Origin of the sequence: Photobacterium sp. TLY01 (assembly GCF_021432065.1) — a bacterium.
GTDB classification, from domain to species: domain Bacteria; phylum Pseudomonadota; class Gammaproteobacteria; order Enterobacterales; family Vibrionaceae; genus Photobacterium; species Photobacterium halotolerans_A.
Map to the genome: position 1 here is coordinate 713675 of NZ_CP090365.1, position 22742 is coordinate 736416.

Here is a 22742-nt window from a genome sequence, read left to right on the forward strand (position 1 = left end):
GAAGAGATATGGAGATTTCTCTTATAAAGCAGGAGCATGCAGAAAGTTTTCATCGTTGCTTAGATATTGTTGCCAAAGAAAAGCGATACCTTGCTCAGACTGAAGCTTTATCATTAGAAACAATTCAAGGGTTTGTGAAACAAAGTGTTGAGTCAGATGCAATTCAATTTGTGGCACTTGATGGTGATAAGGTCATTGGTTGGTCTGATATATTTTCGCATTGGGCGCCGACATTAAGGCATCGCGGTAATTTAGGGATGGGCGTTCATCCTGATTTTCGGGGGCAAGGTGTGGGAGAGAAATTATTAATTACTTGTATTGAAAAAGCGAAGTTGAAAGGAATAACTCGCATAGAGCTAGAAACCAGAGCCGACAATTTAGCTTCACTTGGCTTGTATAAAAAACATGGATTTGTTCAAGAAGCAATCAAGAAAAATGCAATGAAATTCGATGAACAGTATTTCGACTCCATTCAAATGGCATTAATACTGACTTAGACCCACATCATATCGACCTTAGGGTACTACATCTGATGTGCTAGAGATGCGATGGGTGTTCATCGAAATACGGTGAATAATTTGATTAACAGTTGTGCTGTGACAGTATCAGTGGTAATTCAGCTAGGAGCGACGTTGGTGCATTTACCAGATTTTTGCTTAATATTCAGCAGGCTTAACGAGTGTGTGACAACGCCTGATGAGGTGAAGGCCATGTCATTCGTTAGCCGTTAATCGAAATATATGAAAAGGAAGTCGAAAATGAAAATTGCTTTAGTAACGGGAGGAACAAAGGGAATTGGACTTCAGACCGTTAGGCGTCTGGTAAAGTCAGAGTATAAGGTGATCACATGTTCTCGCTCACAAGACACCTGGGCAACTGTACTCGAGATATTTCCTGAACTGAGCGTTGTGGATTATCAACAATCAGATATATCCGTTGAATCCGATCTTGAAAATTTGTTCTGTCATATCAGTGCTAAGTACGGTTCACTGGATGTTGCAGTGAATAATGCATCACCCGCTCTTTCCTCAAGAGGAAATTTCCATGAAGTTGATACCTCATTGTTAAGAGAAACGCTGACGGTGGATTTCTGGTCGCAGGCTTTGTGTTTAAAGCACGAAATCAGTCTGATGAATACGGGCGCTTCTATTGTCAATATCAGCTCAGTAAATGGCTTGAGGCCAACGCCGAATGCTTCAATGTTCAGTGCAGCCAAACATGCCCTAGAAGGACTGACACGGTCATTGGCCTTGGAAAATGTAAGCTCAGGCATTCGTATTAATGCCGTTGCTCCCGGTGTGACTTGGACGCCTCGTTGGGAGGAGCGGCAGATTGATGTCCCCAATATCCGAGCAGATGTGTCCAACGTTGTGCCGATTCAGCGTTTTGCCAATACTGACGAAATCGTCAATGCTATTGAATTTTTATTATCTGAGAAAGCCAGCTACATTGTGGGGCATACGCTGGTCGTAGATGGTGGGCTATCGTTGGTATAGGTGGATAACAGATAATGATAAGTGTCGCGCGGACGATTGTTTTTATCCGGCTTTACGAGAGTTGGCAAAGCAGATGAGATGGTGTTGTCATTCTTTAGGCGAAATGGTGATGAATGCGTAATCTTCAGTATGTGTCTCTTGATGAAATAGAATCAGACAAGTTCATTCCCATACTCAATAAAGCGAGTACCAGAAAGCACCTCATGACTCATGATGCGTTTGATTCTGATCTTGCAGAAAAGTGGATTCGCGACAAGCTCGACATTGATGCTCTTGAAGGGTGTATCGTGAGAGCCATCACCGTCGATGACGAATTAGTCGGTTGGTGTGGAATACAATTATCAGAGCTTGGGTATGAGATAGCCATAGTCGTTGATGACCGCAGTTGGGGCATTGGGAAAAGGGTTTTTAGATCGCTAATCTCATGGGCTCATGATTTTGGCCATGAAGTCGTTTATATCCACTTACTGCACACACGCCCTGAATATGAGTTCTTACGTAAATTATCTCAAAGCGTGTTCCCAACGGAGATGTTAGGCGATAGGTTCACAACTTATGAGCTCAACGTCGCTGATTGTCTGGGCAGGTAAGGATGTAGTGGCCAAATTTAATGGACCACTACACAAACAAGGCCAAAGTGGTTAAGTTTCAATCAATACGCCAAGCGTGCGCGCTTGGTCCAACGTTATCTGATTAGAAATCAAATTGTGCAGTGCGGCTTCGGAAATTTGCAGGACTTTTGCACTATCGGCCGGTGGGGGCACATGAACTTCAATTGAATGATTTGTCTCATGAATGCGTGACCACAACTGGCGATCTACCACGTATACATAAGAGCCGGACGGTAGTTCCGGGTATGTTTTCACCATCAGATTCAACCACCAACTGGCTCTTCTTAGCCCAGCTTGCCCATCAATGGTTTCCAGAGGTTTCATCGACTGAGAGCGAATGGCTAACTGAGTCGCAATGGATACATCTAACGCTCCGGGATAGCTTTCGCTAAATGGGTTGGTAAACAACCCATCATAAGAGCAAGCCCAACTTGTTGGGCTTGCGAACGCGATAACACCAGAAGCAATGCAGGTAATGACATGCTTCAACATAGTTGCTCCCTAAGGTGTTACGATATTGAACCAGAAGTTGAAGTTATCCAGCATAGCAACAAAGTCCTTCAACACATTCGGATCACCATCTAACTTGATCGTTCCGTCAGCTATCGCCTTCTCTAAGGTGATATTACCGAGTTGTACATCGTCTAACACGGCTTTGGTCAGCTCCAAAGACACATCAGGTTTTTCGGCGAGCTTTTTCGTATGATTGAGCACAGAGTTTTCAACATACAATGTGTATTTCTCGTCGAGATCGGTGAAGTTAAGGTTCATGGCAAATGCTTTGCCGGCTGCTTTTTCCGGTAGAATTCGAACCGCCAGGTAGTCAAATAGCATCTCTGGTGGCATGTTTTTAATAATGTCAGGAGAAGCGGTAGTTGTACCACCGGCACTCGGGGTTCCGTTTCTTAACTCATAAGCACCTTGCAGATAGACAGAGCGCCAGGGGCCAGATTCTGCCTGATAACCCATTTGTTCGTAAGCATCGGCGAGCAGTGCTTTACCGCTTTCGCTTTCCGGGTTCGCGAATACAACATGTTTCAGCACTTCTGCAACCCAGCGGTAGTTCCCTTTATCAAAATCAGCTTGCGCTTTCTTGATAGCCTCTTGTTCGCCACCCATATACTCGACGTATTTCACTGCTGCGTCAGCTGGCGGCAGGTTGTTCAGGTCTGACGGATTACCATTGTACCAACCCATATAACGCTGATAGACCGCTCGGCTGTTGTGGCGCAACGTGCCGTAATAGCCTCTGGAACTCCAGCTTTTCCCAATCTCATCCGGGAACTCAATCATCTCTGAAATTTCTGAGCCTATGTAGCCCTGGTTCATCAGGCGGACAGTTTGGTCGTGGGTGTATTTATACATGTCACGCTGTTTTTTAAAGTACTGAACGATGTCTTTTTGACCCCACATGGGCCAGTGGTGACTTTGGAATTTCACTTCGACATCATCGCCCCACATATCAATGGTTTCTTGCAAGTAGCTTGACCATTTCAGTGCATCGCGAACCTGTGCGCCGCGAAGGGTGAGAATGTTGTGCATTGTGTTGGTGGTATTTTCGGCCATCCAAAGTGCTTTCTTATCCGGGAACCAGATATTCATTTCAGTTGGGGCCTCTGTACCTGGCGTGTACTGGAAAACCATTTTCACGCCATCAATCGTACGTTCTTCCCCGGTTTCCTTAATGATGTCTGTCGGTTTGATCATGGTTGCAACGCCTGTTGAAGTCGTTTGCCCCAAGCCGCCGTTTACACCACCTTTCTCATTTCTTGGAAGAAGTGCGCCATACATATACACCGCTCTTCGTCCCATTGCGTTCCCTGCAATGACGTTTTCAGACACAGCATGTTCGGTGAACCCAAGCGAAGCAACAATCGGAACTTTGCCCGAGGTTACGTCTTTCTCATCAACAATCCCTCGTACACCACCGAAATGGTCAATGTGGCTGTGGCTGTAGAAAACGCCGGTGACAGGTCTCTCGCCGAGTTCTTTGTTAATGAAATCAAGCGCCGCTTTCGCTGTTTCTTGAGAGATAAGCGGGTCAAATACGATCCAGCCCGTATCCCCTTTAATAAAGGTGATATTTGATAAGTCGTATCCGCGGACCTGATAAATACCATCGGTCACTTCAAACAGCCCGTTAATCATATTGAGTTGTGCGTTACGCCATAAACTTGGATTTACAGTATCAGGAGATGGTTTGTCTAAGCCGATATATTTTTTATAGGCCTCGAGATCCCAAACCACATCGCCCTTCTCATTTTTGATGGTGACGACATCTTGTTTGGCAATAAATCCTTTTTGGGCATTTTCAAAATCTTTTTTGTCGCTAAATGGCAAGTCTTCTTTGACCTGGTTGTTCATATCTATTGTTGCTTTGGTTGCATCTTTGGGATCTGCTGCGTTAGCACTCAGTGCAACCAGCATAGCCAACCCCAACACTCCGAACTGTCTCATACAATTTCTCCTGAAATGAAATCTGTTTAAGATTAGGTCAAAAACTTCAGAGTGTAAATATGATTAAAAAATGAATAAGTTACATCTGATGAGCTGAATAAGATGTGATTGTCAATGTGTTCTTTGTGGGGCTGCTCACTGTCATCGAAAACATAAAGTGAAGATTATTGATAACAAAAGATAGCTTGCAGACGATGAATTTTTAGTGAGATCTTACTTTCAACCATAAAACAAGTGGGGTTAATCGATGACAGCTGACGAAAAATATTTGCGTAAAAGCGAGGGCATGAAATCAGCGCATGTTATTAACGCTTCATTTAGTGCTTAAACCAATACATTTTATCCAAACTATTTGAAAATAGAATGTCAGCTTTGCTGATTTGATATATGACGAATCATTAAATTTTTATTAATTTTGCAGCGCCAGTCAGGTGTAAATCATCCACATATTAATTAATGGACCTGAATGAACATGAATCCTATCGCTGTTTATCAGGCAATCTGTTCTTTAAACGGTGCTGTGTTCAATTGTATGACGCCGCCTAAGCAGTTTCAGCGTTGTGAAAGGTTGTTTTCACTTAAACCCACCGCCAAGCTTTCCACTAAGAACTCCACCAGCAGGCGCACTTTCGGAGACAGCCGGACGCTGGATGGAAATAACGCCCAGATGCCTTCTTTGTCATCGCGGTATTGGGCCAGCACTTCAATCAGCTCGCCGGATTCCAGATCCTGCTGAATGTAATAATCGGGCAGTTGGATGAGGCCCAGTCCCCGTTTGGCGGCATCACGCAGGGCAAAACCACTGTTGCATTTGAGCCGGCCTGAGATACGAATCGATCTGTTTTGCTGATTGTCTTTGAACCGCCAGACATCCACGGAGCCGACCAGGCATTGATGTTTACTCAGTTCAGACAAAGTGTGCGGCTCGCCGTATTGCGCCAGATAGGCCCGGCTGGCACAGACATATGATTGCCGGGTCGACAGCCTGCGGGCCAGCAGGGTGGAATCTTCCAGCCGGCCTAAGCGTATGGCCAGATCAATGCCGGATTCAATGAGGTCGAGTTTTTGGTTGGTCAGCATCAACTCGATGTCGACGTGCGGGTAGTGTTCTAAAAACTGATTGATCAGAGGGGCAAGGTGCATCTCGCCGTAGGTGACGGGGGCGGTAACGCGCACCAATCCTTTTGGGGTGGTTTGCATCTGCGTGACGGCGAGTTCCGCCTGTTCCAGTCCGTCGACCAGATGTTTGCATTGCTGGAAATACAGCATGCCGGCTTCCGTCAGCGTGACTTTCCGTGTGGTGCGGTTGAGTAGTTTGACGGCGAGCCTGTCTTCCAGCGCTGCGACGCGGCGGCTGACCTGAGCCACCGAGGTGGACAGTTTTTTCGCCGCCAGCGTGAAGCTGCTCGATTCTGCTACGGCGACGAATTCACTGACGCCTTCCCAGTTTGCCATGGTGTGTTCCGTGTTTGATTCCGAAGTGCTGATTATTACACAGTCGTAAAAATGATTTGCCGGAATCGGTAATTATTTCTGAGATGTTCAGGGATATACTGAATGAAAGCTGTGTATCTCATTCAACAATAAGGAAGATTTCATGACGCTGGCACTGAAACCCGGTCAAACCTCAATCAAATCGAAAGCGGCTGTCGCCTGGGCTGCGGGTGAACCGCTGAAAATGGAAGAAGTCGATGTTCAGCTGCCGAAAGCCGGTGAAGTGCTGGTTCGCATTGTGGCGACGGGGGTTTGTCACACGGATGCCTTTACGTTATCAGGCGATGATCCGGAAGGGATTTTCCCAGCGATTTTGGGCCACGAAGGCGGTGGCATTGTTGAAATGGTGGGTGAAGGCGTGACCAGCGTGGCCGTGGGGGATCATGTGATCCCGCTTTACACTGCTGAGTGCGGTGAGTGTAAATTCTGTACCTCGGGCAAAACCAACCTGTGTCAGGCCGTGCGTGAAACGCAGGGCAAAGGCCTGATGCCGGACGGCACAACGCGTTTCTCGATCAATGGGGAGCCGATTTATCACTATATGGGCTGCTCCACGTTCTCGGAGTACACAGTGCTGCCAGAAATTTCTCTGGCGAAAGTGAACAAAGCGGCACCGCTGGAAGAAGTCTGCCTGCTGGGTTGTGGCGTCACAACAGGCATGGGGGCTGTGCTGAATACCGCGAAAGTGAAAGCCGGTGATACGGTCGCGATTTTTGGTCTGGGCGGCATTGGCTTATCGGCCATTATCGGTGCGCGCATGGCAGGTGCCAGTCGTATCATTGGCATTGATATCAACGAAAGCAAGTTTGCACTGGCACAACAACTGGGTGCGACGGATGTCATCAACCCGCAGCATTTCGACAAGCCGATTCAGGAAGTGATTGTCGAAATGACCGACGGCGGTGTGGATTTCTCGTTCGAGTGTATCGGCAATGTGAATGTGATGCGTTCGGCGCTGGAATGTTGCCATAAGGGCTGGGGTGAGTCGGTGATCATTGGTGTGGCCGGTGCCGGTCAGGAAATTACTACGCGTCCGTTCCAGTTGGTGACTGGCCGGGTCTGGCGTGGTTCTGCCTTTGGTGGTGTGAAAGGCCGTTCTCAGTTGCCGGGCATTGTTGAGCAGTATCTGGCGGGTGAATTTGGTCTGCAGGAGTTTATCACCCATACCATGGGTCTGGATGAAATCAACGAAGCGTTTGCGCTGATGCATGAAGGCAAGAGCATTCGCAGTGTTGTCCATATGGATAAGTAAGCTAACCCCAAACCAATCAAGCATGAACCATACAGCCACAGGCTGTGTGGTTCGATTTCAAAGGATGAAGTGATGACTTCTGAATCCCAAAATCTGCAGCATGTCAGCCAGAACAAAACCTTTGGTGGCTGGCTGAAACAATATACGCATGCGTCAGAAACGCTGAACTGCACCATGCGATTTTCCATTTTCCTGCCTTCCGTGGCCACAGCGGAGCATCCGGTGCCTGCGGTGTACTGGCTGTCGGGTCTGACCTGTACGGATGAAAATTTCTCGCAAAAAGCCGGTGCTTTTCGTGTGGCTGAGTCGCTGGGGATCGCCCTGATCATGCCGGACACCAGCCCGCGTGGCGATGATGTAGCTGATGACGACAATTACGATCTGGGGCAGGGCGCAGGCTTTTATCTGAACGCGACCAAGCCGCCCTGGAACACGCATTACCGGATGTATGATTACGTGGTTCAGGAACTGCCGGGCCTGATTGAATCCCATTTCCCGGTGTCTGATGTGAAGTCGATTGCCGGACACAGTATGGGCGGACATGGCGCTCTGACGATTGGGCTGAAGCATCCGGAGCAGTATCGTTCCATTTCTGCGTTCAGTCCGATTACGCATCCGATGATGTGCCCGTGGGGACAAAAAGCCTTCTCGGCCTATCTGGGGAATGACAAAGAAACGTGGCGTCAGTACGATGCCTGCGAATTGCTGAAGCAGGGCAAAGCCGCATTGCCAATGCTGGTGGATCAGGGTGACGCCGATAACTTCCTGAATGAGCAACTTAAACCTGAGCTGCTCAAGGCCGCTGCCGAGCAGCATGATTCGCCGCTCGAACTGCGCATGCAGTCCGGTTACGACCACAGCTATTACTTTATCGCCAGTTTCATTGACGATCACCTGCACTTCCATGCCGGGTATTTGCTGACAGATCGGCACTGAATTCTCACAAGATCTGATAACGCGAGCCACTGCAGGGTACGTTTTGTCTACCCTGCCGTGGCGGTTTGCTATGCCTCGACTTGCTGACAAGGTAGTATTGCCCAAACGCTGTTGATACAGGCAGCGAACTTTCATAAATCAGGATGTAACTGAATGGAAAAAGTGGCCATATTTGTGGATGTGCAAAACGTGTATTACACATCCAGGCAGCAGTATCAGCGAAACTTTGACTACAACGCCTTCTGGGCCAAAGTGACCAAAGACAGAGAAGTGGTGGCTGCCTTTGCCTATGCGATTGACCGTGGTGATCGTAAGCAGCAGGAATTTCAGAACATCCTGCGCGCCATTGGTTTTGAGGTGAAACTGAAGCCTTTTATTCAGCGTGCAGATGGCTCAGCAAAGGGCGATTGGGACGTTGGCATCACGATTGATGCGCTGGAACACTCAGTTGAAGCCGATGTGGTGGTGCTGGTTTCCGGCGATGGTGATTTTGATTTGCTGCTGAACAAGTTGCGAGTCGATAAAGGCAAACAGGTGGAACTGTATGGTGTGCCTGACCTGACCGCAGCATCGCTGGTGAACGAAGCCAGCACTTATTTTCCTATCAACAACGATTTGCTGTTGTAACTCAGTGCCTGGGAAGGGCAGTCAGGTCATTTTCGAAAGATTCGACATCAACCTGATGTTGTTGCTACATCAATTGGATGTATACTGAGTGTGTCATGCGTTTTACAGGAGTTCAGGATGTCACACTCATTCATCACTGATGTGGGTCTGCAAAATAACATTTTTGATGATCAGTATCTGTTGCTTGAAACCATCACTGCGGGTGTGGCTGGCAAAGTCGTGGAGTCTGTCGTGAAAACCTTGCCGACGCAACGCGCAATCATCTGCAGTGCATTAGGGACGACCAGCGGTAATCTTCATCGTTTGTATAAACGCAAAGCGCTGGACAAGCATCAGTCTGAAGAAATGCTGGATATTCTGAGTGTTTTCAATGCAGCATTTTCGTTGTACGAAGACAGGGAATTGGCACAGGAACTGTTAAATACCCCTTTGCCAGCGCTGAACAATAAAAAGCCCTCTGAATTGCTGGATACCTTCACCGGGCGCAGGATGGTGAAAGAAACCCTGAATAAAATGGCCTGGGGCGAGTTTTCCTAAATGCTGCTTTACCGCATTACGCCAGAGCAGTACCTTGAAAATTATCAGGGGTTGGGGGCCAGTTATCAGGATGGGGCAAGATGGAACCATAAAGGCCTTCCTGTGCTGTATTTTTCACTGTCGCCTTCAGTTGCCATGCTGGAAATGGCGAATTATTTTCCGCTGCCCAAGTTAATCCCCAAAGATTACGTGTTGGGCATTTACGAGCTGCCTGATGAGCTGGCAGAGCGACTCGATACCGCATTACTGCCGTCAGACTGGAATGTTTATCCTCATCCTGCTTCAACACGCCATATTGGTTCGCAATGGCTGGCAGATAAAACCCATACCGGGTTGATTGTCCCCAGCGCGGCAACACCGAATGGACTGGAGTCGATCATCGTGCTGAATCCGCTTCATGATGGCATTGTCCATCTCAGGCTGGTGGATAAAACCGCTCAGCTATTTAATGCGCGAGCGTTTCCGGGCAACTGATCTTGTGTGCCAGAACTATCCCGTTAAAAACACACACGCCCCTGAACGGGGCGTGTGTCGTATTGGCCGTCAGATCGGGCTCAGGAGAGCAACTCCGGACGATTTTTGTACTGTTCCAGCGCCTCCGGGTTGGCCAGTGCGCCGACGTTTTTCACCGGCTGCTGGTGCACCACATTCCGCACCGCCAGCTCAACCAGTTTGCCGGATTTGGTGCGCGGAATATCGGTGACAGACAGAATCACCGCAGGAACATGGCGCGGCGAGCAATGTTCTTTGATACGCTGGCGAATCCGGGCCTGCAGCGTGTCGTCGAGTTGCTGCCCCTCGGCAAGCTGAACAAAGAGCACCACGCGCACGTCATTCAGCCAGTTTTGACCGATCACAATCGAATCGATGATCTCGCCCATCGGATTGACCTGACGATAGATCTCCGCTGTCCCGATGCGTACGCCGCCCGGGTTGAGCACGGCATCGGAGCGGCCAAAGAAGACTAATCCGCCGTGACGGGTCAGCTGAACAAAATCACCGTGATGCCAGGTGTTGGGATACACCTCCCAGTATGCACTGTGATAGCGCTTACCACCTTCATCGTTCCAGAATCCAACGGGTTGGTGCGGAAAGCTGTTACAGCAAACCAGCTCGCCCTGAGCGTCAATCACAGGTTTACCATTGTCATCATAAACCTGCACATCCATGCCTAACGCGCGCCCCTGGCATTCGCCACGGTACACAGGGCTGAGGGGGTTACCGATGGCAAAGCAGCCACAAATGTCGGTGCCGCCGGAGATCGATGCCAGTTGCACATCAGATTTCACAGACTGATACACATAGTCGAACTGTTCCGGTGCCAGCACAGAGCCGGTAGAACACAGGGTTCGCAGGCTGGCTAAGCGATGAGTCTGGTTGGGCTGATAGCCTTTTTTCTCAAGCGCCTCAAGATACTTGGCTGACGTGCCAAATAAAGTCACGTTTTCCTGCGCGGCCATATCCCACAACACATTCCCGTCCGGATAGAATGGCGAGCCTTCGTAAAGAATCAGCGTCGCACCTGCCGCCAGCCCGCTGGCCATCCAGTTCCACATCATCCAGCCGCAGGTGGTGAAGTAGAACAGGCGATCCCCTTTGTTGACGTTGCTGTGCAGCATGTGTTCTTTCAGATGATTGAGCAACATGCCGCCGACACTGTGAACAATACACTTGGGTTTCCCTGTGGTGCCGGAAGAATAGAGAATGTAGAGCGGATGATTGAACTCAACGGGCTCAAATTGAATGACTGATGGCTGATACGCGGACAACGCATCATCCCAATACTGGCAGCGCTCAGACAACGGTCCAGCAGTGGGTGGTGTCATACCGGCAAATGGGATCAGCACGACTTTTTCGACGCTGTGCAGTTCTGTCAGCATGGCATTAACTTTCTCAATGCAGCTGTGACTTTTGCCGTTATAGAAATACCCATCGGCCGCGAACAGGAGTTTCGGGCACGTCTGGCCAAAGCGTTCTACCACACTGTCTACGCCAAAGTCCGGCGAGGTCGACGTCCAGATCGCGCCAATTGTGCTGGTGGCGAGCATGGCAATGATCGTCTGAGGCAAATTCGGCAGATAGCCGGCGACAACATCCCCTTGTGAGATGCCTTGCTGACGCAGATACTGGCTGAGTTGAGAAACCTGATCGTATAAGTTCTGCCAGCTCAGTTGCTGGCGTCGCTCTGCCTGTCCTTCGCAATGAAACACAATGGCCGCTGCTTCCGGTGCCTGTTTGGCGTAGGCCAGTAAATTTTCAGCAAAGTTCAGACGGGCATCCGGGAACCAGCGGGTGTCTTTGGCCGGCTCCGCACTGCCGGGAGGGCAGTCTGTCACTCTGCTGCCTTTATCGCCGATCACGCCGCAGAAATCCCACAGTCGGTCCCAGAACTGTTCACTGTGCGTGACAGACCAATGGTGAAGCTGCTGATAGTCGTGAAACAGGGTGTCTTCCTGCTCGCTCAGATCCACCATGAACTGGTACAGCAAGCTGTCATGAATACTGTCTTTGGTCGGCTGCCAGAGAATGGGGGCTTGATCTTCTTCCAGAGGATGGTCTTGCATGCTCATCGTTATCGTCCTTATCGTGATGGCTTACGTCTGGCGTCTTCACTTTCGCCTTTCTACTTTTATTGTGGCGTATTATCCGGGTGAGCCTGTGCGAAAGACGCCAGTTTCTGGCAGGCTGCATCAATTTTGACCAGTGTCGGGTAGGGGGACAAATCAAGCTCAAACCGGCGCGCATTATAAAGCTGAGGCACCAGACAAATATCGGCCAGCGAGGGCGTGTCGCCGCAGCAGAAGGTGCTTGGCTGATTCGCCTGCCTTGCCGCCACTCTGGCTTCCAGTGCAGCCAAGCCCTGCTGCAGCCAATGATGATACCAGGTGAGCTTATCTTCCTGGCTCACTCCCAGCTCTTGCGTTAAATAGTTGAGAATACGCAAGTTGTTCACCGGGTGAATATCACATGCAATGCTCAGAGCCAGTTCGCGGCATTGTGCTTTTTGCCAGGGGTCAGAAGGCAGCAATGCGGTTTCGGGATAGCAGTCATCCAGATATTCGATGATGGCGAGTGACTGGCTCAGATATCCCTGCTCGGTTTCCAGGGTCGGAACCAGCTGTGATGGATTGATGGCCTGATAAGCCGGTGATTGTTGCGCTTTATCCACCAGAGATACCGGGTGACTGGTATAGCTCAACCCTTTCAGGTTGAGCGCAATACGCACCCGGTAGGCGGCGGATGAGCGGAAATAGTCATAGAGCGTCATCCGGCCTCCTTGTTAGTCTGGCTTGTGGTGGTTCAGATCGGCAGGATCGTACTGGTGCTGGTATTTCACCACTGTCTGTTCAATCGCGCCAAAGATGGAGTCGCCATTGTCGTCAAACATTTCAATTCTGACTTTGTCGCCAAACTTCATGAAAGGCGTGACGGCTTGACCCTGATCGATGATTTCCAGCATGCGGCGTTCAGCCAGACAGCAGGAGCCGCTGGAACGATCTACGTTTGAGACCGTGCCGGATCCGATAATGGTGCCCGCGCAGATATGACGGGATTTCGCCACATGCTGGACCAGTTCGGCGAAGTTGAACGTCATATCGACACCGGCATTGGGCTCACCGAACAACTTATCATTGAGATGTACAGTCAGGCGCTGATGGACTTTGTAATCATGCCAGCTGTCGCCCAGCTCGTCCGGAGTGACGGCCACAGGTGAAAACGCAGAAGCCGGCTTGGACTGAAAGAAACCAAAGCCTTTGCTCAGTTCGGCGGGGATCAGATTGCGCAGCGAGACATCATTGACCAGCATCAGCAATTTGATATGGCCGTGGACTTCTTCGGTGCGTGTGCCCATTGGGACATCATTGGTGATCACCGCAATTTCACCTTCAAAATCGATTCCCCAGCTTTCATCGGCCATTTCAATGTCCTGGCGCGGGCCGAGAAAACCATCGGACATGCCCTGATACATCAGGGGATCAGTCCAGAAGCTTTCCGGCATTTCAGCACCGCGTGCCTTGCGAACCAGTTCGACATGGTTGACGTAGGCACTGCCGTCTGCCCATTGAAAAGCCCGCGGCAGCGGAGAGGCGCAGTGTGCCGGGTTAAACGGGAACACATCTTGCGCAATACCGTCGTTGAGGTTGCGATACAGGTGTTGCAGATCCGCCTCGACCTGATCCCAGTTATCCAAAGCAAACTGCAGTGTCGGTGCGATGTCGTGTGCATGTACGGCTTGAGTGAGATCACGTGAAACGATAATCAGTTGTCCGTCACGGCCTTGGTCTAAAGAAGCTAATTTCACGTTTTACTCCTTACTTTACAATGTAAATCTAATGCTTGTTTTTTCGCCGGTGGATCACTTACGATTGATCCAGGAATATACATAGTCTTTGTTTTCAACGCCTTCCGGCAGATCCGCGACTTCCAGCGGATATCGGGTGTCGATCATCACCGCGACTTCATCGGTTTCTTTCTTCGGCTGCGACTGGCTGGCCGCCAGCGCTTTCGGGTGCGGACCATGTGAGAAGCCGCAAGGGTGGTGCGTGATCATGCCGGCTTCAATATTGTCACGGCTGAAGAAGTTGCCTTTGTGGTAGAACAGCACTTCATCGTAGTCATCGTTGTTGTGATAAAACGGCACTTTGAGCGCGCCCGGATCAGACTCGATCGGGCGAGGGACGAAAGTACAGATGACGAAACCATGTGCAACGAATGTGGTATGGGCTGACGGCGGCAAGTGATAGCGATGGCTCATCAGCGGGCGAATATCACGCCAGTTCAGTTTGAAGACGGTCAGGTTCCCTTTCCAGCCCTGCGCATCAAGCGGGTTGTACGGGTAGGTGATGGTATTCATCTGATCGCGGGCTTTCAGTTTGACCTGCCAGCGCTGATCATTATTTTGCTGAGCCAGAAAGGCGTCGTCGATACGGGCGTATTCCAGCACTGCCGGGTCATACACAGCATGCTGGCCTGCCAGACCGCGATCCGGCATCTGATAACCACTGTTGGTGGCTTCAATCAGTAACATCGACACCGGCTCTTCGACCTCAATGCGCCAGCTGGTCGCACGGGGAATGGTGATGTAGTCGCCTTCGGTGAAGGCCAGGTGGCCATAATCACAATACAGCTGACCGCTGCCCTGATGAATGAAAAGTACTTCATCGCCATCACCATTGCGAACCAGATGGTTCATGCTTTGAGTGGTATTCCAGACTCTGAGTTTCAGCTGGTTGTTGTACAGCACTAATGATGCATCCCAGGGCGATTCACCAGGCTGCTCAAGACGGGTGGTATCGATGGCGCGGGGGCGCAAGGGGCCGTCCCATTCCACCCAGCCCGTCGGCGGATTGCTGTGATACATGTGGCTTGCAGGGCCAAAGAAGCCTTCTTTACCGCATTCGCGTTCATACGTACCTTCCGGCAAGTCACAGTGGGCCTGACGTGAGGCTTTACCTTCGATAATCGGAAATTGAAACCAGTGACGCATCTTTGGGTCCTCATTGACGATGACAGCCTGCGTTTGTCAGCAGCGACAAACCCACTGTCTCTATCCTTGTGTGCCAGACGCCCGGTTCACTCTGATGGTTGTGTCCCGGCTGATCTGGCTTAACATCGTGTTAACCTTCTGCTTTAACTCTGGTTGAGAGCGAGTTAACAAGCAACCCCTTTACCAATATTCACTTTTGCAAAGTGTGCGGTTTTTTTTACATAACTGTATGTTCTTATTGATGGTCTAAGTCAGTGCTCTGCTTCGTTTTTTCAATCTGGTCTGACAGATGCTCAGCAATGCGGGGTATGTAAAATTATTGTTACACCGAAGCCATTGTGCGATTCCACTCAGATGGTTCCATTGCGATCCCTAAAACGCCTACCCTTAAACGAGAAGGGACAGCTCCAGACTTATCTGTTGTTTATTCGCAGCTCAGCCATGCATGAGCCGGAGAAACAGACCGTTGAGCTGATGATTGCCAAGGTAAGGCAGAGAGACATAGAAGGTTGTTTTATGGGCAAAGCGACAAAGTATGTATCGAAACAGCCGGATGAAAACGGCTTTATTCACTGGTCTGACGATGAGCACCAGATCTGGCATGATCTGGTGACAAGACAGCTTGGCTGCATTCAAGGCCGGGCCTGTGATGAATATATTCAAGGGCTGGAACTGTTGAATCTGCCTGTCGATCGCGTACCGCAACTGGCTGAAGTGAATCAGGTGCTGATGAAAAGTACAGGCTGGCAGTGTGTTGAAGTGCCGGCGCTGATTAATTTCGACCGTTTCTTTAAACTGCTGGCCAATAAACAGTTTCCGGTGGCGACATTCCTGCGCAGCCGGGAAGAATTCGATTACCTGCAGGAACCTGATTTTTTCCATGAAGTGTTTGGCCACTGTGCCATGCTGACCCATCCGGCTTTTGCAGAATTTACCCATACCTATGGCCGTTTAGGCTTCGCTGCGTCCAAGGAGGAGCGGGTTTATCTTGCGCGTTTGTACTGGTTTACCGTTGAGTTTGGCCTGATTCGCCAGCACGGTGAGCGCCGGATTTACGGTGGCGGTATTCTGTCTTCTCCGGGTGAAACTGAATATGCCATGACCAGCGACAAACCGGTTTACAAAGCATTTGATCCGGTTGATGTGTTACGCACCCCTTATCGGATTGACATCATGCAGCCGATTTATTTTGAGATTGATGGTATACAGCAACTGTTTGAGCTGGCCCATCAAGACATCATGAGTATGGTGCATCAGGCCCAGTCTTTGGGTCTGCATGCACCTTTGTACCCACCGAAGAACAAGGAGCAAGTTGGGGAATATGTCTGATTTAACTGAATTGAAGTGTGAAGCCTGTCAAATTGACGCCCCTATGGTCACAGACCATGAAATGGTTGAGCTGACAAAAGCCATCCCAGAGTGGGAGGTGCTCAATGTTGAGGGAATCAAGCAGCTGGAAAGGGCGTATAAGTTTAAGAATTTTAAGCTGGCCTGGGCATTTGCCAATCAGGTGGCAGAGATGGCTGAAGAAGAATTTCATCATCCGACCATTACGCTTGAGTGGGGTAAAGTGACAGTCAACTGGTGGAGCCATTCAATTAAAGGGCTTCATAAAAACGACTTTATCTGTGCCGCCAAAACAGATCGCCTGTTTGAAAATTAAACACATTGATTGATTCTAAAAAACACGTCTGTTGGCAAAGAACACATATTAAGCGCTGGTTTACCGGCGCTTTTTTTGTTCACTGTTCCTGAAGAGACGGTTTTACTGTGTCAGCATTATTGACACTGACGTGGTGCTCAATCTTTGTCTGAGGCAGTCAGTGTCGCCATTTCTCTTGATCCCCTGATCGGGAGATTCATGGTGGCAGCCTTGCTGTCTCTCTCATCTTCTTTTCCGGTCAGCGTTTTGCATTTCGCCTTGCAAAATGCGATGCAAGTCACAAAAGTTTACACCACCTAGGCTGCACTGCCGTGTCCTCACGCAGTAGTGACCCGGCACTCTATTTGCATGACAAAGATCACATTCTTGTCGTGATTTTGAGGTTTGACAGGAAGTGGACGACCTGCAAAGCAATGTGGCGTATCACGGATCGGGTTGATCCGGACAATAACGAAATGGGGGCGGCGCTATGTATGACGCAGAGATGAAGCTGAACCATCAGATTGTACAGTTTCTGGAGTATAAGCTTCAGACACTTCATGAAAATATCCGCGAAAATATTACTGAACCGCCGGAACTGTATACGGCGATGCTAGCGGTGCTCACGCAATATATGGCGGGACTGAAATCGATCACCTGCTTGCTCAATCATGGTTTTGTGCCGCAAACGCGGGGAATTTTTCAAACCCTGGGTGAAGACTATGAAGATATCATCTTTCTCAGTCTGCCGGCCCTGCATGGCACCATGACCCATCTGCATCATGCCTATCTCAAACGTGTGGCTGGCGAAGAAGACTACGGCTATTACAGTCCGGTGTCGCGATGCGAGATCAGAAACCAGATCCGGGAAGCCAATGGCATCAACCATAATGTTTTTCAGCTTTACCCGAAACGCCAGGCCCTTCAGGTTCTGCGTCCGTTAGGTGACAAACCTTGCTCAGCTAATCTGGCTATCGCGTTACATCGTCACTTTGCTTATAAAGCGGTGTTACTGACAGTATTAACCGCGAAAGTGGCAGATGAACAAGAGGTGATGCGTGAGTGCCTGAATTACCGGGCTCATCTCGAGATGGTGGATCCAGAGGCCGTGGTGATGCCACAACCTAAATCTCAGCCGCGTCCGCAGACTGCGCCAGCGCCTATCGCGAATGATATATCTTATGCAGCAATAAGATAACTGTCACAGTCGCTGTGCTGTACCCAAACATAAGGTAAGTGTGATAACGTCATGTGATGTAAGAAGCCATTGCGAATGCAATGGCTTTATCAGTTAGATGGACGAATGACAGGCATTGGGAACAGCATGGCAGATAAAAAAGCATTAGATACCAAAATCATCACCGCCGGCCGCTCGAAAAAGTGGACTCAGCAACTCGTGAACCCCCCGGTCAGCCGCGCCTCCACCATAGTGTTTGATTCCGTCGAAGAGATGAAACACGCGACCGCCAACAGGGCAAACAAAGCGCTTTTTTATGGCCGCCGCGGCACCAATACGCACTTTGCTTTTCAGGATGCCATGGTTGAGCTGGAAGGCGGGGTGGGTTGCGCGTTATACCCTTGCGGCACAGCTGCGATTTCTAATGCCATTCTGTCATTTGTCAAAACCGGCGATCATATTCTGATGGTGGACGGCGCTTATGAGCCAACCCGGGATTTTTGCGACAAGGTACTCGCAAAAATGGGGGTCGAAACAACTTATTATGACCCTATGATTGGTGAAGAAATCCGGGACTTAATCCGCCCGAATACCACGGTCTTGTTTTTGGAATCGCCTTGCTCTATCACCATGGAAGTGCAGGACGTTCCCACGCTGGCACGCATTGCACATGAAAGCGATATTGTTGTCATGCTGGATAATACCTGGGCTTCTCCGATCAATTTTCAGCCGTTTGAACATGGGGTTGATATTTCTATTCAGGCCGCGACCAAGTATATCGTCGGGCACTCGGATGTCATGTTAGGCACGGCAACGGCCAATGAACGTTGCTGGGATCAGTTACGCGAACACAGCTATCTGATGGGACAGTGTACGTCCCCTGATGACGTGTATCTGGCGATGCGGGGGCTGCGTACTTTAGGCGTGCGTCTGCGCCAGCATCAGGAGAACAGTCTGAAAGTGGCCCGCTGGCTGGCTGAGCGACCCGAAGTGGATCATGTCCGCCATCCGGCACTGCCGAGCTGCGAAGGGCACGAGTTTTATCTCCGGGATTTTAAAGGCTGCAACGGCTTGTTCTCCGTGGTCCTGAACCGGGGCAACACGGAAGCACTGACAGCGTTGCTTGATGGCATGGAACATTTCAGCATGGGGTATTCCTGGGGAGGCTTCGAAAGCCTGATTCTGGCCAGTGAAGATGTGAATAAACTACGTACTGCGAAGAAGAAACACTTTGCGGGTCCAATTTTACGGCTTCATATCGGGTTAGAAGATTGTGACGATCTGATTCGGGATCTGGAAAAAGGATTCGAAAGGCTGAATGCCGTACTGACGGCGGAGTAAGCTGACCGGTTTTCATGATGACAGGCCACTTGAAGTGGCCTTTTCTGTTTCTGGCTATTGATAAATACGAACACATTTTTAGGTAAGTTTCTGAAATAGGCTAGAATTTAGTCATATGACCTGTTTGGGTCACTTGTGGCTGAACGACAAGGAGAAAGGCCATGAAAAAATTATCTCTACTATTGTTAGGGGCATGGGTATTGGCGGGTTGCACCAGCATGGATTCAGAATACGGCGTAGGTGAGTACACACTCTTTCCTAAGGCTTATGTGAATGACGAACCTTACGACAGCATTTATCATTTTGGATATAACCAGGGCTGTGAAAGTGCCTTAAGCCTCAAAGGTGTTGTTGATACTGAATATATGAAAGATATTGCGCTGAATAATTCAGATACCCGTTTTAATGAAGGCTGGGATGACGGTAAAACGGCTTGTGATAGTGGACAGCGTCGACTCATGCAAAGCAGCCAGATCCTGGCAGGTGAACCGAAAGTCACGACAGAAAATAGCTACTAATTTATGGGGTGGGGAAATAACTGAAATCGTTCAGTGTTTCCAATCTCAGGCAGTAAAACAATGAATTATATTCATTGTTTTTGTTGTTAATTGTTAGTAATAAACTTATTACCTAAGTTTTTTGTCTGAGTAAAATATATATCTTACTGTTTGGTTAGATATGTGATAAAAAAACAGACCTTTCGGTCTGTTTTAGAACGCATCGGGAATGTGGATAAGAAATAAACCTAGCCCAAGTTCTTCTTTTTGTTTTTCCACAATCCTGGTGCGTTTATGCCGCTAAGGATTTACCCATTGAATGGACTTGTCCTTGGTGGAACAGCACCGGTACAACGATGTGTACTTCAGTCAGAATTAAGTAACTGCTGTGTTCTGCTGGTGTCTGCAGTTCTACAACCACTTGTAAATTCTGATCGATTGCTTTCTGAAGTGCTTTCGTTGTCGATGTTTTTCCTTTATCGGCAAATGGACTAAATTTTCCATTCCGGGCATACACCCAAATGGTGAAAGAGTGTTCGTCTCTTTCAAGTTGCTCGATGAAATCAACGATGTGTTTCATTTCCAGTCCTTATTGTCGAGCCAATATATGAATATTGACGCGACTATTATGAAATACCCACAATGAAATTCAAATTCTTTGATGGGATTTCTTTGATATTGTGACTTAAGCGATATTTTTGTGAAATTTTAGTGCGTTATTTTGGCATGGGTATAGAAACCAATATGTACAGTGTTTCTTATTAAGTGTTTTTTAAACATATCTTGCTAAGAAATATCGTTTTTTTTGATTCAGTAATCAAACCATAACATTGATTAAAGCGTGCGATGTTTGGATGAAAAATGGTTATATTTTAAGTGTTGTTTTGAACACATGTTTATTTATATTTCTAAAAGGTATATTTGATGGCCGAAGAACCGAAAGTATGTGCATGGGCGATGCATCAGCCTCTGGAACGTGAATACCATGATACTGAGTGGGGGCAAGTCGTCACCGATGATACTGTCTTGTTTGAATTTATCACGCTGGAAGGTGCACAGGCCGGATTAAGCTGGTACACCATACTGAAACGTCGTGAGGCATATCGGCAAGCCTTTGCTGGTTATGATTTGAAGCAACTGGCAGAGTGGGGTGATCAAGAAGCGGAAACGATCCTGACCGGGTTTGACATTATCAGGCACAGAGGCAAGGTCAATTCCGTTTTTTCTAACGCGAGAGCTGCGTTGGCGTTACAGCAAGAGTTTGGCAGTTTGTCGGCTGCATTGTGGCAGTTTGTGGGCGGTGTACCGATCAATCATCGCTGGGAGAGTATGGATCAGGTGCCTGCGAGTAGCGAGGCGTCAAAAGCTATGAGCAAGTTTCTCAAAAAGCGAGGCTTTAAGTTTGTCGGTGAAACCATTTGTTATGCCTTAATGCAGGCAGTCGGCATGGTGAATGATCATCTGGTCGACTGCTATTGTTATGAACGCGCCGTCATGAGCCAGGGGGCTGTAAAGGGCGGAACTGACAATGAAAAATCAATTGAAGGATAAGAGAGTGAGCAGCAGAAATGAGTATGCCTGAAGCATCAGACCAAGACAGCGTGAAGGGAAAAACCATTCGCACCGTGACCCTGGTCGGTGCAATTCTGAATGTTTTTCTGGCGGTTGTGAAAATCGGAGTCGGTAAGGTTGCGGGCAGTCAGGCATTAGTGGCGGACGGTGTTCACAGCTTTTCAGATTTGATCACAGATGCCGTCATTTTGTTCGGCTCCCGTTACTGGATGGCGCCTGCGGACAGTAATCATCCTTATGGTCATGGCAAATTTGAAACGCTGGCAAATGTTTTCATCGGCTTGATGCTGGCTCTGGTTGGGATAGGGATGGGCTGGGATTCGATAGAAACGCTCAGCGACACTGCGCCGCCGGCCCCGGGAATGCTGGCATTTTATGCTGCTGTTGCTGCGATTGTGATGAAAGAACTCCTGTACCGCTGGACAATGCAAAAAGCAAAACACATTCAAAGCGGGGCGTTAAGAGCCAATGCCTGGCACCATCGCAGTGATGCGCTCAGCTCTGTTCCTGTTGCCGTTGCTGTGATCGCCAATGCCATTTTTCCTTCCCTGAAATATCTGGACCAAATTGCGGCATTACTGGTGACCGGGATGATCCTGAAGGCCGCCTTTGAGATTATCTGGCCTGCTTTGAAAGAGCTGACTGATGCCCGGGGCAGTGAGGAGGTCGAAAAGCGCTTGGTTCAACTGGCAGAAGAAGACGGAGATATACGGGAAATTCATGCCATCCGCAGCCGCCAGACAGGGGGGAGCTTATTACTGGATTGCCATATTCTGGTGGATCCGGAGATGACGATTGAGCATGCCCATGGGATCAGTGAGCGCTTCAAGACGACGATTATCACACAGATGGATAATGTGATTGATGTGGTGATCCATATCGAGCCTTATACTTGTGAGGAAAGACTCGTGAATCCGTGCTCACTGGAGGAACGGCTTCACCAGCAAAAGAATAAGCCAAACCGCTAAGGACGCAGCTTGTTCAGCAGTTTGGTACTTTTTTATCTTTCCGTCTCATTTGTGATTCTCTTTTATTGAGGTGATCTCACTAGGCTTAAAAAGAAAACACCGAATCTATGTGTCATCTAACCGACTGTATATTTGGCTTTTTTTGAACCTTCACGGCTGGCCGGTTTCCGACTGGCTCATGAGAAACCGGGGGATATATGCCGCTGATTCGTATCAAATCTTTACCCTTCGCAGGTGATGTTGAAGTCAATGTTGCTTTAAGTATTTTATCCCAGGCCATTGCAGACGCCACTCAGATTCCCCAGCAACACATCATGATTGTGTGGGAATACATACCCGCCGGCCATTTCGTGCACGGCGGGCAACTGGCAAACCAGCAGCCATCAAACTCACACCCCGTTCTTGTTGATATGGTTGCGCCTAATTTCAACACTGAAGCACAAATTGCAGCCATGCTGGAGCTGATAGCAACCAGTCTGTCACGAACTTTACCTGTCGCGCAGAACAACATTTTTATCAACTACACGCCGGCTTACAGTGACGGTGTGTATGACGATGGCCATGTGGTGGAATGGGAAAGTTAGCGACACCTGTGTCGTCACTGAGCGGTCAGTACCTGTCTGGCAAAAGATTTTTTTGTAAGACCG

24 protein-coding genes are annotated in these 22742 nt (G+C 48.9%); 16 read left to right on the forward strand and 8 right to left on the reverse strand.

What is annotated here, in order from left to right:
• Window positions 1-8: 8 nt before the first annotated feature.
• From LN341_RS18750 to LN341_RS18760, 3 genes are all read left to right on the forward strand, one after another.
• Window positions 9-497, forward strand: coding sequence for a GNAT family N-acetyltransferase (locus LN341_RS18750; RefSeq protein WP_234205160.1), 489 nt, complete (start codon window positions 9-11; stop codon window positions 495-497).
• Between the two features lie 261 nt (window positions 498-758).
• Window positions 759-1496: an SDR family NAD(P)-dependent oxidoreductase gene (locus tag LN341_RS18755; RefSeq protein WP_234205162.1), complete on the forward strand. Its 738-nt coding sequence runs from the start codon at window positions 759-761 to the stop codon at window positions 1494-1496.
• A 113-nt stretch (window positions 1497-1609) separates the two neighbouring features.
• A complete protein-coding gene (locus LN341_RS18760) occupies window positions 1610-2086 on the forward strand; it encodes a GNAT family N-acetyltransferase (protein WP_234205164.1) in 477 nt (158 codons plus the stop codon).
• Between the two features lie 51 nt (window positions 2087-2137).
• Here LN341_RS18760 and LN341_RS18765 read toward each other — a convergent pair whose 3' ends face one another.
• The 3 genes from LN341_RS18765 to LN341_RS18775 all read right to left on the reverse strand — a co-directional run bounded on the left by LN341_RS18765 (window position 2138) and on the right by LN341_RS18775 (window position 6019).
• On the reverse strand, window positions 2138-2599 hold the full coding sequence (locus tag LN341_RS18765) for a hypothetical protein (protein WP_234205166.1): 462 nt from the start codon (window positions 2597-2599) through the stop codon (window positions 2138-2140).
• Between the two features lie 9 nt (window positions 2600-2608).
• A complete protein-coding gene (locus LN341_RS18770; RefSeq protein WP_370643809.1) occupies window positions 2609-4534 on the reverse strand; it encodes an alkyl/aryl-sulfatase in 1926 nt (641 codons plus the stop codon).
• 582 nt (window positions 4535-5116) lie between these two features.
• Complete coding sequence (locus LN341_RS18775) at window positions 5117-6019, reverse strand: LysR family transcriptional regulator (RefSeq protein WP_234205170.1); 903 nt, start codon at window positions 6017-6019, stop codon at window positions 5117-5119.
• Between the two features lie 142 nt (window positions 6020-6161).
• Here LN341_RS18775 and LN341_RS18780 point away from each other — a divergent pair, with 142 nt between their 5' ends.
• From LN341_RS18780 to LN341_RS18800, 5 genes are all read left to right on the forward strand, one after another.
• Window positions 6162-7310, forward strand: coding sequence for an S-(hydroxymethyl)glutathione dehydrogenase/class III alcohol dehydrogenase (locus LN341_RS18780; RefSeq protein ID WP_234205171.1), 1149 nt, complete (start codon window positions 6162-6164; stop codon window positions 7308-7310).
• Window positions 7311-7382: 72 nt separating this feature from the next.
• On the forward strand, window positions 7383-8246 hold the full coding sequence (gene fghA, locus LN341_RS18785) for an S-formylglutathione hydrolase (protein ID WP_234205174.1): 864 nt from the start codon (window positions 7383-7385) through the stop codon (window positions 8244-8246).
• A gap of 153 nt (window positions 8247-8399) precedes the next feature.
• Window positions 8400-8873 carry an NYN domain-containing protein gene (locus tag LN341_RS18790; RefSeq protein ID WP_046219953.1) on the forward strand — a complete coding sequence of 158 codons (474 nt, stop codon included), beginning with the start codon at window positions 8400-8402 and terminating at the stop codon, window positions 8871-8873.
• A gap of 117 nt (window positions 8874-8990) precedes the next feature.
• Window positions 8991-9410 carry an antitoxin Xre/MbcA/ParS toxin-binding domain-containing protein gene (locus LN341_RS18795; RefSeq protein WP_052729922.1) on the forward strand — a complete coding sequence of 140 codons (420 nt, stop codon included), beginning with the start codon at window positions 8991-8993 and terminating at the stop codon, window positions 9408-9410.
• Window positions 9411-9884: an RES family NAD+ phosphorylase gene (locus tag LN341_RS18800; protein ID WP_234205177.1), complete on the forward strand. Its 474-nt coding sequence runs from the start codon at window positions 9411-9413 to the stop codon at window positions 9882-9884.
• An 80-nt stretch (window positions 9885-9964) separates the two neighbouring features.
• Here the strand turns inward: LN341_RS18800 and LN341_RS18805 are convergent, their stop codons facing one another.
• From LN341_RS18805 to LN341_RS18820, 4 genes are read right to left on the reverse strand one after another with little or no spacing between them, the layout of a single operon-like run.
• Window positions 9965-11980 (reverse strand): acetoacetate--CoA ligase, encoded by a 2016-nt coding sequence (locus LN341_RS18805; RefSeq protein ID WP_234205179.1) that lies wholly within the window; start codon window positions 11978-11980, stop codon window positions 9965-9967.
• A 59-nt stretch (window positions 11981-12039) separates the two neighbouring features.
• The gene (gene maiA, locus LN341_RS18810) at window positions 12040-12678 is read right to left on the reverse strand and encodes a maleylacetoacetate isomerase (RefSeq protein WP_234205181.1); all 639 of its coding nucleotides are present in this window, start codon (window positions 12676-12678) and stop codon (window positions 12040-12042) included.
• Between the two features lie 12 nt (window positions 12679-12690).
• Window positions 12691-13713, reverse strand: coding sequence for a fumarylacetoacetate hydrolase family protein (locus LN341_RS18815; protein ID WP_046219950.1), 1023 nt, complete (start codon window positions 13711-13713; stop codon window positions 12691-12693).
• A gap of 54 nt (window positions 13714-13767) precedes the next feature.
• On the reverse strand, window positions 13768-14898 hold the full coding sequence (locus tag LN341_RS18820) for a homogentisate 1,2-dioxygenase (RefSeq protein WP_046219949.1): 1131 nt from the start codon (window positions 14896-14898) through the stop codon (window positions 13768-13770).
• Between the two features lie 516 nt (window positions 14899-15414).
• Between LN341_RS18820 and phhA the strand changes: the two genes are divergently transcribed.
• The 5 genes from phhA (at window position 15415) to LN341_RS18845 (ending at window position 19576) form a co-directional block, all read left to right on the forward strand.
• On the forward strand, window positions 15415-16227 hold the full coding sequence (phhA, locus tag LN341_RS18825) for a phenylalanine 4-monooxygenase (RefSeq protein ID WP_234206661.1): 813 nt from the start codon (window positions 15415-15417) through the stop codon (window positions 16225-16227).
• Window positions 16220-16561, forward strand: a complete 342-nt coding sequence (locus LN341_RS18830; RefSeq protein ID WP_027254207.1) for a 4a-hydroxytetrahydrobiopterin dehydratase — start codon at window positions 16220-16222, stop codon at window positions 16559-16561. Before phhA ends, LN341_RS18830 begins: the two co-directional genes overlap by 8 nt.
• Before the next feature lie 469 nt (window positions 16562-17030).
• Window positions 17031-17738 (forward strand): hypothetical protein, encoded by a 708-nt coding sequence (locus tag LN341_RS18835; RefSeq protein WP_046219948.1) that lies wholly within the window; start codon window positions 17031-17033, stop codon window positions 17736-17738.
• Window positions 17739-17864: 126 nt separating this feature from the next.
• Entirely contained in the window at window positions 17865-19058 is a 1194-nt protein-coding gene (locus tag LN341_RS18840; RefSeq protein ID WP_046220098.1) for a cystathionine beta-lyase, read from the forward strand.
• A 161-nt stretch (window positions 19059-19219) separates the two neighbouring features.
• Window positions 19220-19576 (forward strand): hypothetical protein, encoded by a 357-nt coding sequence (locus LN341_RS18845; RefSeq protein ID WP_046219947.1) that lies wholly within the window; start codon window positions 19220-19222, stop codon window positions 19574-19576.
• 271 nt (window positions 19577-19847) lie between these two features.
• Here the strand turns inward: LN341_RS18845 and LN341_RS18850 are convergent, their stop codons facing one another.
• Window positions 19848-20135 carry a hypothetical protein gene (locus LN341_RS18850; protein WP_046219946.1) on the reverse strand — a complete coding sequence of 96 codons (288 nt, stop codon included), beginning with the start codon at window positions 20133-20135 and terminating at the stop codon, window positions 19848-19850.
• A 344-nt stretch (window positions 20136-20479) separates the two neighbouring features.
• On the opposite strand from LN341_RS18850, the gene LN341_RS18855 reads away from it, so the two are divergent.
• From LN341_RS18855 to LN341_RS18865, 3 genes are all read left to right on the forward strand, one after another.
• On the forward strand, window positions 20480-21106 hold the full coding sequence (locus tag LN341_RS18855; RefSeq protein ID WP_234205183.1) for a DNA-3-methyladenine glycosylase I: 627 nt from the start codon (window positions 20480-20482) through the stop codon (window positions 21104-21106).
• A gap of 23 nt (window positions 21107-21129) precedes the next feature.
• Window positions 21130-22095, forward strand: coding sequence for a cation diffusion facilitator family transporter (locus tag LN341_RS18860; RefSeq protein WP_234205185.1), 966 nt, complete (start codon window positions 21130-21132; stop codon window positions 22093-22095).
• A 197-nt stretch (window positions 22096-22292) separates the two neighbouring features.
• Window positions 22293-22679 (forward strand): hypothetical protein, encoded by a 387-nt coding sequence (locus tag LN341_RS18865; protein ID WP_046219943.1) that lies wholly within the window; start codon window positions 22293-22295, stop codon window positions 22677-22679.
• The last annotated feature ends 63 nt before the right edge of the window (window positions 22680-22742 follow it).

What these genes read in the sequence shown, in the direction of transcription:
- LN341_RS18835 (WP_046219948.1), top strand. Translation starts at nt 17,031, where the DNA reads ATGTATGACGCAGAGATGAAGCTGAACCATCAGATTGTACAGTTTCTG.
- LN341_RS18760 (WP_234205164.1), top strand. Translation starts at nt 1,610, where the DNA reads ATGCGTAATCTTCAGTATGTGTCTCTTGATGAAATAGAATCAGACAAG.
- LN341_RS18865 (WP_046219943.1), top strand. Translation starts at nt 22,293, where the DNA reads ATGCCGCTGATTCGTATCAAATCTTTACCCTTCGCAGGTGATGTTGAA.
- LN341_RS18770 (WP_370643809.1), bottom strand. Translation starts at nt 4,534, where the DNA reads ATGCTGGTTGCACTGAGTGCTAACGCAGCAGATCCCAAAGATGCAACC.
- LN341_RS18845 (WP_046219947.1), top strand. Translation starts at nt 19,220, where the DNA reads ATGAAAAAATTATCTCTACTATTGTTAGGGGCATGGGTATTGGCGGGT.
- maiA (WP_234205181.1), bottom strand. Translation starts at nt 12,678, where the DNA reads ATGACGCTCTATGACTATTTCCGCTCATCCGCCGCCTACCGGGTGCGT.
- LN341_RS18780 (WP_234205171.1), top strand. Translation starts at nt 6,162, where the DNA reads ATGACGCTGGCACTGAAACCCGGTCAAACCTCAATCAAATCGAAAGCG.
- fghA (WP_234205174.1), top strand. Translation starts at nt 7,383, where the DNA reads ATGACTTCTGAATCCCAAAATCTGCAGCATGTCAGCCAGAACAAAACC.
- LN341_RS18805 (WP_234205179.1), bottom strand. Translation starts at nt 11,980, where the DNA reads ATGAGCATGCAAGACCATCCTCTGGAAGAAGATCAAGCCCCCATTCTC.
- LN341_RS18830 (WP_027254207.1), top strand. Translation starts at nt 16,220, where the DNA reads ATGTCTGATTTAACTGAATTGAAGTGTGAAGCCTGTCAAATTGACGCC.
- LN341_RS18850 (WP_046219946.1), bottom strand. Translation starts at nt 20,135, where the DNA reads ATGAAACACATCGTTGATTTCATCGAGCAACTTGAAAGAGACGAACAC.
- LN341_RS18820 (WP_046219949.1), bottom strand. Translation starts at nt 14,898, where the DNA reads ATGCGTCACTGGTTTCAATTTCCGATTATCGAAGGTAAAGCCTCACGT.
- LN341_RS18800 (WP_234205177.1), top strand. Translation starts at nt 9,411, where the DNA reads ATGCTGCTTTACCGCATTACGCCAGAGCAGTACCTTGAAAATTATCAG.
- LN341_RS18750 (WP_234205160.1), top strand. Translation starts at nt 9, where the DNA reads ATGGAGATTTCTCTTATAAAGCAGGAGCATGCAGAAAGTTTTCATCGT.
- LN341_RS18795 (WP_052729922.1), top strand. Translation starts at nt 8,991, where the DNA reads ATGTCACACTCATTCATCACTGATGTGGGTCTGCAAAATAACATTTTT.
- LN341_RS18790 (WP_046219953.1), top strand. Translation starts at nt 8,400, where the DNA reads ATGGAAAAAGTGGCCATATTTGTGGATGTGCAAAACGTGTATTACACA.
- LN341_RS18765 (WP_234205166.1), bottom strand. Translation starts at nt 2,599, where the DNA reads ATGTTGAAGCATGTCATTACCTGCATTGCTTCTGGTGTTATCGCGTTC.
- LN341_RS18775 (WP_234205170.1), bottom strand. Translation starts at nt 6,019, where the DNA reads ATGGCAAACTGGGAAGGCGTCAGTGAATTCGTCGCCGTAGCAGAATCG.
- LN341_RS18755 (WP_234205162.1), top strand. Translation starts at nt 759, where the DNA reads ATGAAAATTGCTTTAGTAACGGGAGGAACAAAGGGAATTGGACTTCAG.
- LN341_RS18860 (WP_234205185.1), top strand. Translation starts at nt 21,130, where the DNA reads ATGCCTGAAGCATCAGACCAAGACAGCGTGAAGGGAAAAACCATTCGC.
- phhA (WP_234206661.1), top strand. Translation starts at nt 15,415, where the DNA reads ATGGGCAAAGCGACAAAGTATGTATCGAAACAGCCGGATGAAAACGGC.
- LN341_RS18840 (WP_046220098.1), top strand. Translation starts at nt 17,865, where the DNA reads ATGGCAGATAAAAAAGCATTAGATACCAAAATCATCACCGCCGGCCGC.
- LN341_RS18855 (WP_234205183.1), top strand. Translation starts at nt 20,480, where the DNA reads ATGGCCGAAGAACCGAAAGTATGTGCATGGGCGATGCATCAGCCTCTG.